16 protein-coding genes are annotated in these 11,886 nt (G+C 63.3%); 7 read left to right on the forward strand and 9 right to left on the reverse strand.

The window, feature by feature from the left end; translation table 11 throughout:
* Window positions 1–3: 3 nt before the first annotated feature.
* Genes CXY83_RS04325 through idi form a run of 8 tightly spaced genes read right to left on the reverse strand, consistent with a single transcriptional unit; the run spans window position 4 to window position 6,049 of the window.
* Window positions 4–381, reverse strand: a complete 378-nt coding sequence (locus CXY83_RS04325) for an RNA-binding S4 domain-containing protein (RefSeq protein ID WP_104196171.1) — start codon at window positions 379–381, stop codon at window positions 4–6.
* A 36-nt stretch (window positions 382–417) separates the two neighbouring features.
* Complete coding sequence (locus CXY83_RS04330; protein ID WP_233200580.1) at window positions 418–1,317, reverse strand: prenyltransferase; 900 nt, start codon at window positions 1,315–1,317, stop codon at window positions 418–420.
* Window positions 1,310–1,630, reverse strand: a complete 321-nt coding sequence (locus CXY83_RS04335; RefSeq protein ID WP_104196172.1) for a lycopene cyclase domain-containing protein — start codon at window positions 1,628–1,630, stop codon at window positions 1,310–1,312. Before CXY83_RS04335 ends, CXY83_RS04330 begins: the two co-directional genes overlap by 8 nt.
* On the reverse strand, window positions 1,630–1,950 hold the full coding sequence (locus tag CXY83_RS04340) for a lycopene cyclase domain-containing protein (RefSeq protein WP_104196173.1): 321 nt from the start codon (window positions 1,948–1,950) through the stop codon (window positions 1,630–1,632). The genes CXY83_RS04335 and CXY83_RS04340 overlap by 1 nt, the downstream gene beginning before the upstream one ends.
* Entirely contained in the window at window positions 1,947–3,554 is a 1,608-nt protein-coding gene (gene crtI, locus CXY83_RS04345; protein ID WP_104196174.1) for a phytoene desaturase family protein, read from the reverse strand. The genes CXY83_RS04340 and crtI overlap by 4 nt, the downstream gene beginning before the upstream one ends.
* The gene (locus tag CXY83_RS04350; protein WP_104196272.1) at window positions 3,551–4,459 is read right to left on the reverse strand and encodes a squalene/phytoene synthase family protein; all 909 of its coding nucleotides are present in this window, start codon (window positions 4,457–4,459) and stop codon (window positions 3,551–3,553) included. The genes crtI and CXY83_RS04350 overlap by 4 nt, the downstream gene beginning before the upstream one ends.
* A gap of 11 nt (window positions 4,460–4,470) precedes the next feature.
* Entirely contained in the window at window positions 4,471–5,517 is a 1,047-nt protein-coding gene (locus CXY83_RS04355) for a polyprenyl synthetase family protein (protein WP_158251828.1), read from the reverse strand.
* Window positions 5,510–6,049 (reverse strand): isopentenyl-diphosphate Delta-isomerase, encoded by a 540-nt coding sequence (gene idi, locus CXY83_RS04360; protein ID WP_104196176.1) that lies wholly within the window; start codon window positions 6,047–6,049, stop codon window positions 5,510–5,512. The genes CXY83_RS04355 and idi overlap by 8 nt, the downstream gene beginning before the upstream one ends.
* Before the next feature lie 80 nt (window positions 6,050–6,129).
* On the opposite strand from idi, the gene CXY83_RS04365 reads away from it, so the two are divergent.
* The 7 genes from CXY83_RS04365 (at window position 6,130) to CXY83_RS04395 (ending at window position 10,724) form a co-directional block, all read left to right on the forward strand.
* Entirely contained in the window at window positions 6,130–6,672 is a 543-nt protein-coding gene (locus CXY83_RS04365) for a MarR family winged helix-turn-helix transcriptional regulator (protein ID WP_233200581.1), read from the forward strand.
* A 43-nt stretch (window positions 6,673–6,715) separates the two neighbouring features.
* Window positions 6,716–7,270, forward strand: coding sequence for an adenine phosphoribosyltransferase (locus CXY83_RS04370; RefSeq protein WP_134545692.1), 555 nt, complete (start codon window positions 6,716–6,718; stop codon window positions 7,268–7,270).
* A 55-nt stretch (window positions 7,271–7,325) separates the two neighbouring features.
* On the forward strand, window positions 7,326–7,841 hold the full coding sequence (locus tag CXY83_RS04375; RefSeq protein WP_104196178.1) for an NUDIX domain-containing protein: 516 nt from the start codon (window positions 7,326–7,328) through the stop codon (window positions 7,839–7,841).
* 48 nt (window positions 7,842–7,889) lie between these two features.
* Complete coding sequence (locus tag CXY83_RS04380) at window positions 7,890–8,483, forward strand: CDP-alcohol phosphatidyltransferase family protein (protein ID WP_104196179.1); 594 nt, start codon at window positions 7,890–7,892, stop codon at window positions 8,481–8,483.
* Between the two features lie 193 nt (window positions 8,484–8,676).
* Window positions 8,677–9,111, forward strand: a complete 435-nt coding sequence (locus tag CXY83_RS04385; protein WP_104196274.1) for an FHA domain-containing protein — start codon at window positions 8,677–8,679, stop codon at window positions 9,109–9,111.
* Between the two features lie 35 nt (window positions 9,112–9,146).
* On the forward strand, window positions 9,147–9,845 hold the full coding sequence (locus CXY83_RS04390) for a MerR family transcriptional regulator (RefSeq protein ID WP_104196275.1): 699 nt from the start codon (window positions 9,147–9,149) through the stop codon (window positions 9,843–9,845).
* Between the two features lie 327 nt (window positions 9,846–10,172).
* Window positions 10,173–10,724, forward strand: coding sequence for a MerR family transcriptional regulator (locus CXY83_RS04395; RefSeq protein ID WP_104196180.1), 552 nt, complete (start codon window positions 10,173–10,175; stop codon window positions 10,722–10,724).
* Between the two features lie 276 nt (window positions 10,725–11,000).
* Here CXY83_RS04395 and CXY83_RS04400 read toward each other — a convergent pair whose 3' ends face one another.
* The gene (locus tag CXY83_RS04400) at window positions 11,001–11,813 is read right to left on the reverse strand and encodes a ParA family protein (RefSeq protein WP_104196181.1); all 813 of its coding nucleotides are present in this window, start codon (window positions 11,811–11,813) and stop codon (window positions 11,001–11,003) included.
* Window positions 11,814–11,886 lie beyond the last annotated feature (73 nt).

The raw sequence follows: 11,886 nt of genomic DNA on the forward strand, positions 1-11,886 counted from the left end.
CCGTCACTCGTTGACGTGCCCGCGCAGCTCATCAATCTCCCGACGTTCACGTTTGGTCGGCCGCCCGGCGCCGCGGTCGCGCATAGGTACCAGAGCGACCTCTTCGCGTGGCGGTCGCGGGGGAGTCTTATCCACGTAGCATTCGGCGGCCACAACGGCTCCCACCCGTTTCACCACGAGGCGTGACACGATCAATACCCGGTCGAAGCCATCGAAGCGCACACGCACCTCATCGCCGATATGCAGGGCCTGGGCGGCCTTGGCCTTGTCGCCGTTCACCCGCACATGTCCGGCGCGGCAGGCGGTCGTGGCCATCGAGCGGGTTTTGTACAGGCGCACTCCCCAGCTCCAACTGTCGACGCGGGCAGACGTTAGCTCCATCTGTTCACTGTAATAGAAAGAGGTCGAATCAAACGCTCAGGCACCCTGCCGCGTCCAGATGATCAGCAGCAGCGTTGAGAGAAAACCGGTGAAGAAATTGAGCCACAGAAAACGTTTCCAGCCCCGGTTCGCACGCTCCGACTCTTCGTCACTGACCGACCAGAACGGCAGCACTGCCAGAATGTAGGGAGCGGAGAGCGCCGCCGCGAGAGGCCCTGGCCAGGGTGTAGCGAGCATGAACAAGCCGGCCAGGGCCCAGAACGTGATGGCGAGCCGCACGGTCGGCGCGGCGCCGAGCGCGGTGGCGATCGACGCGATCCCGGCCTGGCGGTCGGGCTCGATGTCCTGCACCGCGCCGAAGGCGTGGCTGGCCATTCCCCAGAGAAAGAACGCCGCGAACAGGGCGATCAGGCCGAAGTTGACGGTGGCGCCGGCCACCGCGAGCCCGTACACGGCGGGGCTGACGAAGTGGGTGCTGGAGGTGATCGAGTCCAGAACGGGCCGTTCCTTGAACCGCAGCCCGGAAACCGAGTAGGCCACGACGGCGAACAAGCTCACGGTGATCACGACCCAGGAGAGCGGATGCGCCGCCCCCGCCAACACGACCATCGCCCCGCCCACAATCACCGACGAAACGATCCCCGCAGCAATGACCGTTCGGTGCAGCGTGGGGTGCAGCAGTGCGCCCTCGGCCCCGCCCTTTCGCGGATTGCGCAAATCCGACTCGTAGTCGAAGACATCGTTGATGCCGTACATGAGCAGGTTGTAGGGAATGAGAAAGAACAGCGTGCCCACAATCAGCATCGCGTCGATGCGCCCGGTGGTCACCACGTACGCGGCGGCGAACGGGAACGCCGTGTTGACCCAGCTGAGGGGTCGCGACGACAGCACAACCTGCCGGGTCTTCCCTCTTGCCATGCCGACCTGCTCAGTCATCCGTTCGTCCTAACCTGGTACCGCCCGAAATCACCCACAGGGCCGGAAGCAGAATCGCCGCGGCCAGTGGGTAGGCAAAATCTTCGATCGGGGCGAGACCGATCAACACGCCCGAAATATGCTCCGGGTCGTAGCTGAACAGCCCAGCCCCAATCATCAGGTTATCGAACACGGCCGTCAGCAGCAGGGTGAGCGTGAGCGCGCCAGCCACGGCTGAGACGAAACGGACCGAGATGAGCCGGCGTGTCACTGCCACGACGGCCACCAGCGCCGCAACGACGAGAAAGACCGCATTCAACAAGAGATACGTCATTACGCTGCCCGCCGCGCCAGTACGAGTCGGGTAGCCTGCACGAGGTTCATGGTGAGGTAGCAGAGAAAGGTCAGAAAGAAGAATTCCTCGAGCGGCAGTTCCGGCGCCAGCTGCACGCCGGTCATTAGCGTGGTCTCACCCCGGTAGAAGATGCCGAGGCCAATACCAGCGAGGTCCCAGAGCAGAAAGAACAGCACTCCGATGCCGAGCACGAGGGCGGCCCGGAGGGGCGAGCACCAGAAGAAGAGGCGGAAGCGCCAATCCAGCACTGTCATGCCTCCGAGCGAAACGAGCAGTACCAGCAGGTACAGAACGCTCACGACCGCCTGTGTGCGGACTCCGCTGGCGCCGCATCGGGGCCGAAGCGGCGCGCCGGCAGCGGTTCGGCGAGCGGTTCCGTCGTCGTGTCATGTCGAATTCGCTTGAGTAAGATTTCCGCGCTGATCAGGCACATCGGCAGGCCGATACCGGGGATGGTGGTGCCGCCGGCGTAGTACAGACCGGCAATCTTCTTGGACATGTTCGTTCCGCGCAGGAAAGCACTTTGACGCAGGGTGTGCGCTGGGCCCAGGGCGCCGCCCTTCCAGCTGTTCAGGTCGTCGGCGAAGTCGGCCGGGCCGACCGTGCGTCGCACCGTGACGCGGTCGGCGAGGTCGGGTATGCCGGCCCACTGGGCCACCTGCGCGATGGCGGCGTCCGCTATGAGCTCGATCGTGGCTGAACCAGCGCCGTTGATGCCTCCAGCACCGAGCGTCACATCGGCCGGTACGGGCACCAGCATGAACAGGTTGCTGTCGCCGGCAGGCGCGACCGAGGGGTCGGTCGCGCTCGGCATGCATACGTACAGCGATGCCGGGGACGGTACGGAGGTCTTCTTACCGAAGATCTGCCCGAAGTTCGTGCCCCAGTCGGTCGTGAAAAACAGGGAGTGGTGCTGCAGCTGGGGGAGTGCGCCGCTCACGCCGAGCATGACCAGCACGGCGCCGGGACCGGACATGCGTTTGTCCCACCAACGCTCCGGATAGGTCTGCAGCTCGGCGGGAACCAGTTCGGTCTCGGTATGGTGCAGGTCAGCGGACGACACCACGATGTCGGCGTCGAGGTTGTGCGGTTGTCCGGAGCCATCGATGTAGCTGACCCCGTGCACCGTCTTGTCGGCACTGACCCGAATGGCGCTCACTCGCGCTTCGGTGATGATTCGTACGCCTTCGGCACGAGCGATCGCGGCGATGCTCTCAATCAGCGTGCTGAAGCCGCCCTGCGGGTAGAGCACCCCGTCGGCGAGGTCCAGATGGCTCATCAAGTGGTACATCGACGGTGTCAGGTTCGGCGCTGACCCCAGGAAAACGGCCGGGTACCCGAGAATCTGACGCAGTCGCGGATCCCGCACATACCCGGCGATGAACTTGTCGAGTGGCTGCAGCAGCAGTCGCCCCAATCGCACCAGGCGCCGCAGCACGTCGGGTACCAGAAACGGTTGGAACGACTCGAAGCTCGAATACAGAAACCGTTTCACGGCCATGTCGTAGGTTTCGCTGGCTGAGTCGAGATAGCGATCGAGCGCCTGGCCGGCCCCCGGTTGCACCGACTCGAACAAGCGGATGTTCGCGGCGCGGTCGCTGCGAATATCAACCGGCTGGGCATCGCCCTCAAAGAGCACCCGGTAGCCAGGATCCAGTTTCACGAGGTCGAGCTGCTCCGCCGCGCTCGTGCCGAACAGGCGGTAGAAGTGCTCGAAAACCTCGGGCATCAGGTACCACGACGGGCCGGTGTCGAAGCGGAATCCTTCGGACTCCCATAGTCCGGCCCGCCCACCGAGTTCTGCCCGGGATTCCAGCAGCGTGACGTCGTGGCCTTCGCGAGCCAGCAGGGCAGCGCTGGCCAGACCGGCGATACCGCCGCCGATCACAATGGTGCGTGTCATCGCTTCCACGCGCCGGGGCCGATGCTCGAAGTCAGTGCGATCATGAGTTTCTCTCCATCTGGCACCCGCACGCGGGAGCGCAATAACTGATCGGCCGGCGTCGACCGCAACCGTCTGGACAATCGAGTGAACAGCCCCTGCGCCGCGGCCACGGCCCGCCGGCAACCGGGCGGCAACAACGGCAGAACGGCGCTGGCAATGGCCAAATCAGCGTCGATGTCGTCGAGGATCACGGTCTTCTGCTCGTCGTTGAGGTTCAGCGGATCGATTCCCGGAAAGTAGTTGCGGCCGAGCGTCTCGCGATCACACGACAGGTCACGCAGAAAGTTGATCTTCTGAAAGGCAGCGCCGAGGTGGCGTGCGCCATCTTCAAGCACGCCAAGTTCGGTGGCCTTACGGGGGGACCAGTGCACGAAACAGCGCAGGCACATGAGCCCGATCACTTCCGCGGAGCCGTAAATGTATTCGGCGACGCCTTCCGCGCTAAACGGGGTCGGATCAAGATCGCGGCGCATGGATGCGAAGAAGGGCGCGATCAGGGTGGAATCGATGCCGCACTGCCGGGCCGTCTCTGCGAAAGCGTGCACCACGAGATTGGTGCTGTAGCCGCGAACGATAGCGCGCTCGGTCTCGAGCTCGAGCTCGTCGAGCAGTTGCCGCTGTTCAGCAACCGACACGCCGGCCTCGGCGGCGGCTCCGTCGACGATCTCGTCGGCAATGCGGACCAGGGCATAGATCGTGCGTACCGGTGTGCGCACCTGGGCCGTCAGCAGCCGAGCGGCGAGTCCGAACGACGTGGAGTAATGTCCGATCACCGTCGTCGAGCTGGCCTGCGCCGTCTGGGCGTACTTGTTCAGATTCGTGTCCGAGCGCGTTCGCGTGGGCACGGCTGGCTGGTGGCTCATGCGCTGGCTCACTAGCGGGCCCGATTCACGGCGGCCTCGGCCAGCTCGATCAGGGTCGCTCGCAGGTTTGCCGGAATGACTGCCGGGCTGAGCGTTTCGACTGCAAGGCGGGAGTGGTCATAGGCGAGCCCCTCGGCGGCGGCTTTCGCTCCGCACGCACGCAGGTGCTCCCGCGCCCGTTCGGCATCCTCTTCGCTGAGATCGACCTTGCCGAGATAGGGCGCGATCAGCGACCAGCTTTCGGTACCGCCGGCGTGGGCGATCAGTGCGGTCTGTTTGCCTTCGCGCAGGTCGGCGGTGACACTCTTACCGGTCTTGACGGGGTCGCCGAACACCCCGAGCAGATCGTCGGTGAGCTGAAACGCCACCCCGACGAGGCGTCCATATTGCCCGAGCAGGCGAATCGCCTCGGCCGACGCGCCGGCCAGCACGGCCCCGGCCTGTAGTGGCGCTTCGAAGGAGTACACCGCGGTCTTGTTCTCCAGCGTGGCGATGACCTCGGCCATGGTGAGAGGATGCCGCGCAGAGCTGTTGGTGACGTCGGCCAACTCCCCGGCGGCCGAGACGAAGACCGCTCGGTCGAGCAGGTCAACCAGTCGCAGCCTGGTGGGCACGTCGAGCGGCAGTTTGGCCAGCGCGCGATGCGCTTCACTCAACGCGAGGTCGCCGGCGAGAATGGCCGCAGCGGCCGCCCAGACACCGGCCTGATCAGCGGAGGCTCCGTGCGCCAGAGCCCGGTCAGTGAAGCGTCCGGCGATGTTGGCGACTCCGCGCCGGGCCAGGTCGTGGTCGATCACGTCGTCATGAATCAGGAACGCCGTGTGCAGCAATTCAAAGCTCACCGCGACCGGTGACACGAGGGTCTGATCGCGCCCACCGAAACCGGCATAGGCGGCGAGCACGAGGGCGGGCCGTACTCGTTTACCGCCGCTACTGGCCTGCTCCAGAGAATCCCACAGGGCGACATAGTGTTCACCGTAGTCACTCGCACGCAGTCGTGCCGCTGCGAAAAAACGGGCTAATTCGGTCTCGACGCCCGCCGCGACGGTGTCAAGCACGAAAATTGTCCAGCTGCTGCATTTGGAGCACCATCCACGGACTGAACGCCCACGGGGCATCCGTAACCGCACGGTACAGATCCGCTGGTCGGGTCCAGGCGTACTCGGCGACCTCGTCAGGGTTCGGCGTTGGCTCCTGCTGGGTTGTGGCGAGGTAGACCGGGCAGATTTCATTTTCGACTATGCCGCCACTGTCGGTGGCACGGTATCGGAACGAGGGGAGGGCGACGTCGATATTGTCGAGCTCGAGCCCGAGTTCATAGTCGGCCCGGCGGGTGACAGCGTGCGTCGGTGGCTCAGCGGGCAGCGGGTGCCCACAGACCGAGTTGGTCCACACTCCCGGCCACGCCTTCTTCGTCAGCGCGCGGCGGGTGACCAGCACCTCGCCGAGCGGGTTGAGGACGTAGCAGGAGAACGCCAGATGAAGCGCGGTGTCTAATCCGTGCACGCTGTACTTCGGCGCGGTGCCGATGTGACGCCCCTTCTCATCGAGGAGGATTACGTGTTCATCAAGAGCGTTTGCGGACTCCACGTTGGCTCCCCTTCTCGGTTCAACTGGCCATGATTGGAATAACTAACCAGGTTAGCAACTTCCCACGTTACCATGAGTACATGTTCCACAAAGAGAGTATCCCTCTAGAACCAGAGATGTACTGGTACGACCCCAAGAATGCTGGAGTTTCTTCGGCAATGGATGTTTTACGCGCCGTGCGCCGATTTCGAGTTGCTGACGCCGCGATGCGTCGTCGCGCTCAGAATGACATGCGCATCAACGAAACCGACCTGATGGCCATTCGTCATCTCATCGCCTGCGAACGCCAGAACCAGGTTGCCAGCCCGAAGCATTTGAGCGAATTCTTGAATATCTCCTCTGCCGCCACGGCGAAACTCCTCTCCAGGCTCACGGCCTCCGGCCACATTCGCCGCGAGGTGAATCCAGACGACGGTCGTGCCCAACGGCTGTACGCCACGCAGGCATCGCACATCCAGATCCGACGCGCGCTGTCGGGCACCCACAAGCAGCTGATGAAGGTCGCGCTCGATCTCACGGCCGACCAGCAGGCAGCCGTAGTGCATTTTCTCGAAGCAATGAGCGCCATCGCCGTCATGCCACGTTCTGAAGCGATCACCGTCGAGCAGTCTGCCGAGTTCTGACGGCCGTTCTGCCACTGACACCAGTGCCGCTTAAGATGAATCAGTGACTCATCTCTCTGCACCCGACGCTTCGCCGTCATTGGCCGCCGCCCACGTCGAGGCTCTGCTGGCCTCCTATCCCGACTTTCCGCAGCCGAACATTCTGTTCCGCGACCTCAACCCGGTTTTTGCCGATGCCGTCGCTTTCCGCGCGATTATCGATGACCTCGCCGATCAGCACCGCGGGCAGTTCGACGCTGTGGCCGGTATCGAAGCACGCGGCTTTCTCCTGGCGGCCGCCGTCGGCTATGCGGCCAATGCGGCCGTGCTGGCCGTGCGCAAAGGCGGCAAATTGCCCGGCACTGTCTTGATCGAAGAATACGACCTGGAGTACGGCTCGGCTCGGCTTGAACTCGAAGTCGGGCAGCTTTCGGCCGGTACTCGCGTACTCATCCTGGACGATGTGCTCGCCACCGGCGGCACCATTGCAGCCACGAGCCGCCTCATCGAGCGGGCCGGCTATACCCTCACCGGAGTCGGTGTCGTGCTCGAGCTCACCGACTTGCACGGCCGTGAACGGCTCGGCACTGCGCCGGTGCACGCGATCATGTCGATCTAGGACACCGGACAATGTTTCGCATGCATCTCGGGCGTGTGTGGGGCATGCTTGGAGCATGACTGACAGTTCGGGTGTCGATGCAAGCAGCGTGCACGGGGCTGCGATCCCCCCAGCCAGCCCCAACCGGGACAGCGGTGACGCGTGGGTGCACGCTCCCGACGGCCGCAAATTCTGGGGCCGGTTCGGTGCCGCCGGACTACTCGTGCACCACCCCCGCTTGGGTGTGTTGCTGCAGCATCGTGCGCTGTGGAGCCATTTCGGCGACACCTGGGGGCTGCCCGGTGGTGCCCGCCACGAAAACGAAACCGCGGTCAACGCCGCCCTGCGCGAAGCTCGGGAGGAAGCCGGCGTGCCAGCCCATTTGGTGGAGGTTAAATTCACGTCTCTGCTCGACCTGGGATTCTGGTCGTACACCACCGTTGTAGTGGAGGCGACTGAGGAATTTGTACCTGTCATCAGCGATCAGGAGAGCATCGCCCTGCGCTGGGTATCGGCCGATACCGTTGACCTCCTCGCCCTCCATCCTGGTTTTGCCGACAGCTGGCCCGCACTGCGGGGGCGGCTCGGCTGAATCTAGCCCATTCGATAGACTCGAACCGTGACGGGGGGAGCGAACGAGATGGTGAGCGACCGGGTGCTGACCTTACCCAATGTGCTGAGCCTTCTGCGGCTGGTACTGGTGCCGGTTTTTCTCGTGCTCCTCGTTCAGGGAGAAGATGCCTGGGCCTTGGTCGTGCTCAGCATCTCCAGTGTCACCGACTGGCTCGACGGTTTTCTCGCACGGCGCTGGAACCAGATCACTCGCCTCGGGCAGCTGCTGGATCCGGCCGCCGATCGCCTCTATATCTTTGCCGCTTTGATCGGGCTTGCCTGGCGTGATCTGGTTCCGTGGTGGATTGTGCTGGTCGTAGTTGGTCGCGACATCTTTCTGCTGGCTTTGGGGATCATCCTCGCCAATTTTGGGTTTGGCCCGCTGCCAGTTCACCACCTGGGCAAGATTGCTACCTTCTGCTTGTTCTACGCACTGCCGATGATCATGCTCGGGCAGGCCTTTCCTCAACTGGAGTGGTGGTCGCAGCCGGTGGGGTGGGCGTTTGGCCTGTGGGGCGCTTTTCTGTACTGGTGGGCTGGCATCGTCTACGCCGGTGAAACGATGCGGGTGATTCGATTGCCGAGGGGCGCCCCGGGTGTATCTTCCGATACGCTGGATTGATAGGAGGTGCATGATGGTCGAGCTATCCGGAAAAAATAATTCCAAGGAGCAGAACGAGCCCGTGCCCGCAGATCAGCCCGAAAACCCGACGACAGGCGAAGCAATGCCCAGCAAGGCGCAGTCCACCCCAGCATCCTCCACTTCTGGCGCGACCCGGGACGAGACGACCGGCGAATCGACGACGGTTCACGACATGCTCAGCACCGACACCACCATGAACTTCAACCAAGAGTTCGCCACCCAGATCGCGTTCATCGATTCCAATGTGACCGTGGAAGAGCAGGAGTCCATCGCGGCTTTGCCTTCGGGGTCGGCGCTCATGGTCGTGCGCCGCGGGCCCAATGCCGGCGCCCGCTTTCTGCTCGACGCCGACCTCACGAGCGTGGGACGCCACCCCAATGCTGATATTTTTCTCGACGACGTCACGGTGTCGCGTCGACACGCCGAGTTTTTGCGCAACGGCACATCGTTCACGGTGAAAGACCTCGGCTCGCTCAACGGCACCTACTTCGACGGGGAACGGATCGAAACGGCTGCTCTGACCGATGGCGCCGAGGTGCAGGTTGGTAAGTTCCGCCTCACCTTCTACGCTTCGCGCCTCGACCTCGCCCGCGCGACGAGCGAGTAGTGGCGGCAAACTCTGCCCAGGCTCGGTCCGTGTCTGTGTCTTCGTCGGCAGCTCACGGGCAAGCTGCGGGATCAGCGACGCTGCTGAGTATCGGCCAGGTGCTCGCCCGACTTACCCCGGAATTCACCGATCTGACCCCGTCGAAACTGCGCTTCCTCGAGGAACAGGGCCTCGTCGCGCCGGCTCGCACGGAATCCGGCTATCGCAAATTTTGCGCGAGCGACGTCGATCGCCTGAGACTGATCCTGTCGATGCAGCGCGATCATTACCTGCCGTTGAAAGTCATCCGCTCCTATCTTGCTGATCTGGATGCCGGACTGGCACCAGTGCTGCCGGGCGGAACCACTCCCGGGCCGTCCATGCTGGGCACGCTGCGACGTTTGACCCGCGACGACTTGCTGCGCGAGGCCGGAGCCTCCGCCACTTTGCTCCATGACGCCGTATCCGCATCAATCATTCTGCCCGCCGAACATTACGGCGACGGCGTGCTGCACGTCTTGCGCGCCCTCGTCGAACTGCAACGCAGTGGGATCGAGCCACGGCATCTTCGGGGCTTTCGCGGGGCGGCTGAACGCGAACTCGGCCTCATCGAAAGCGCGCTGGTACCGCTCTCCCGCCGCAAAGACGCCTCCAGCCGGGCGAAGGCGGCTGAAATGGCCGTCGAGATCGCCGGGCAGCTCGAGATTATTCGCGGCAGCTTGATTCGGTCAGCACTGGGCCGACTGACCCAGTAGGTCGTAGACTGGCGCAGGCGCACAGCTGGACTGCCGCCGGTATAGTGCACTCGCTCGTCTACGCGTCTGCCTGCACTCGATCGACACGCCAAAACCATTACGCGAATGTCAGCGCGCACGGTCTTCGCCTCGGTACCGTAGAGAGTGAGAAGCACAGCAGATTTTTTTCGCATCACCAGCTGTACCGCATGAGTCCAATTCAGCACCACAGTCAATTCAGCACCACAGTTAATTCAGCACCACAGTTAATTCAGCACCACAGTGATCCAGGCTTGCTTCACTGCAGCTACAGTCACGGCACCACGTAACCCCCGAAAGGCAACCCCTATGAGTGAGCTCAAGCCTGACGCTGACGCTACGCGTTACTCGTTAGGACTGCTGTTCACCGATGGCATGCCCGAGCTTGATGAGAACTGCGGCTACCGCGGTGCTGTCGCTGCGCGCGCGGCCGGCATCAGCTACCGTCAGCTCGACTACTGGGCCCGCACGGGCCTGGTAGAGCCCACAGTGCGCGGAGCGGCTGGTTCCGGCTCACAGCGCCTGTACGGCTTCCGTGACATTCTCGTACTCAAGCTCGTCAAGCGGCTGCTCGACACGGGCATCTCCCTTCAGCAGATTCGCACGGCGGTCAACCAACTGCGCGAATCAGGCGTCAGCGACCTCGCGCAGACCACGCTGATGAGCGACGGCGCGAGTGTCTACCTGTGCACCTCGAATGACGAGGTCATTGACCTCGTCAGCCGTGGCCAGGGCGTCTTCGGCATTGCCGTGGGCAAAGTGCTTCGCGAGGTGGAGACAAGCCTGGTCGAACTCGACGTGCAGGCCGTTGACTCCGCCGACGAGCTCGCCGCCCGACGGAGCACCCGCAAAATCTCCTAGCGCCACCGCTCTCGCTTGGGCGCATCACGGAGCGCGACTGCAACCTGTCATTCGCTCCTCAGCTCAGCGCTTGGCACGCCGCGTTCATCACGCCGCGTTTGCTCCTTCAGGCAACGGTTCCTGTGCTCCGTTGAGAAACACTGTTGGGCCAGGCCGCGAGGCGGCCGTGCAATCGTCATGGGACGCGAAGAAAATATCTCCACGTCGAATCGCACCAGAAATCTGCACCGACCAAAACGCGATTCACCGGCCCCGAAGAGCCGAAGAAGAAACCGGTCAGACCGCTGGAGCCTCGGCGTACTCACCGATGCGCGCTGTACGCAGCACCCGGTCGAGCAGCTGGTCGAAGTAGCCGGCCATTTCGAGTGCACTGTCCCCTGGCCAGATGTGCAGGGGCTTTGCGGCGCCCTGCGCCTGCTGTAGGGACGTGCGCTCCGGTAGCTGCGGGCTCAGCACGAGCGGCCCGAACATGTCGCGCAATTCTTTGATGCGGAACTGGTGTTCGAGCGAAGCCGAACGGGCCCGGTTCACGATAATACCGAGCGGCTGAAGACGGGGGCTCAGGCCACGACGAATCTCTTCGATCGCACGCAGCGCACGGTCGGCAGCAGCGACCGAGAACAGGCCGGGTTCGGTGACGACGGCGACACGGTCGCTCGCAGCCCAGGCGGTGCGCGTGAGGGCGTTCAGAGAGGGAGCGCAGTCGATGAGCACGAGCTCATAGTCCTTCTCAATCGTCGAAAGCGCTTCTTCGAGTTTCCAGATATCGCGAATGCTCGGGTGCGGTCCGTCAAAATTGATCGCCGACGGGCTGCCGATCATGACGTCGATGGTGCCTGGGCGGTTGCGGGTCCATCCGCTCGGGGCGATCGCCGCGCGAACCGTCTTTTCTTTGGGAGAACCGAGGACATCGGCAACATTGAGGTGACCGGCGACCTGGATATCCATACCGGTGGACACATCGGATTGCGGATCGAGATCCACGACGAGTGTTCGCACGCCACGGGCGAAGGCAGCGGAAGCCAGACCAAGGGTCACAGTGGTCTTGCCGACACCACCCTTAAGGGAACTTACGCTGAGTACGTGCATGAGTAACAACGTTACCTTCACTAGTGTTAGAGAACCTAACCGTTAGCTGTGCGCTGAGTACGCCCTCGAAAGG

The organism is Cryobacterium sp. M15 (assembly GCF_002929675.1).
GTDB lineage: Bacteria > Actinomycetota > Actinomycetes > Actinomycetales > Microbacteriaceae > Cryobacterium > Cryobacterium lyxosi.

What these genes read in the sequence shown, in the direction of transcription:
- CXY83_RS04325 (WP_104196171.1), bottom strand. Translation starts at nt 381, where the DNA reads ATGGAGCTAACGTCTGCCCGCGTCGACAGTTGGAGCTGGGGAGTGCGC.
- CXY83_RS04330 (WP_233200580.1), bottom strand. Translation starts at nt 1,317, where the DNA reads ATGACTGAGCAGGTCGGCATGGCAAGAGGGAAGACCCGGCAGGTTGTG.
- CXY83_RS04335 (WP_104196172.1), bottom strand. Translation starts at nt 1,630, where the DNA reads ATGACGTATCTCTTGTTGAATGCGGTCTTTCTCGTCGTTGCGGCGCTG.
- crtI (WP_104196174.1), bottom strand. Translation starts at nt 3,554, where the DNA reads ATGACACGCACCATTGTGATCGGCGGCGGTATCGCCGGTCTGGCCAGC.
- CXY83_RS04350 (WP_104196272.1), bottom strand. Translation starts at nt 4,459, where the DNA reads ATGAGCCACCAGCCAGCCGTGCCCACGCGAACGCGCTCGGACACGAAT.
- CXY83_RS04365 (WP_233200581.1), top strand. Translation starts at nt 6,130, where the DNA reads ATGTTCCACAAAGAGAGTATCCCTCTAGAACCAGAGATGTACTGGTAC.
- CXY83_RS04375 (WP_104196178.1), top strand. Translation starts at nt 7,326, where the DNA reads ATGACTGACAGTTCGGGTGTCGATGCAAGCAGCGTGCACGGGGCTGCG.
- CXY83_RS04380 (WP_104196179.1), top strand. Translation starts at nt 7,890, where the DNA reads ATGGTGAGCGACCGGGTGCTGACCTTACCCAATGTGCTGAGCCTTCTG.
- CXY83_RS04385 (WP_104196274.1), top strand. Translation starts at nt 8,677, where the DNA reads ATGCTCAGCACCGACACCACCATGAACTTCAACCAAGAGTTCGCCACC.
- CXY83_RS04395 (WP_104196180.1), top strand. Translation starts at nt 10,173, where the DNA reads ATGAGTGAGCTCAAGCCTGACGCTGACGCTACGCGTTACTCGTTAGGA.
- CXY83_RS04400 (WP_104196181.1), bottom strand. Translation starts at nt 11,813, where the DNA reads ATGCACGTACTCAGCGTAAGTTCCCTTAAGGGTGGTGTCGGCAAGACC.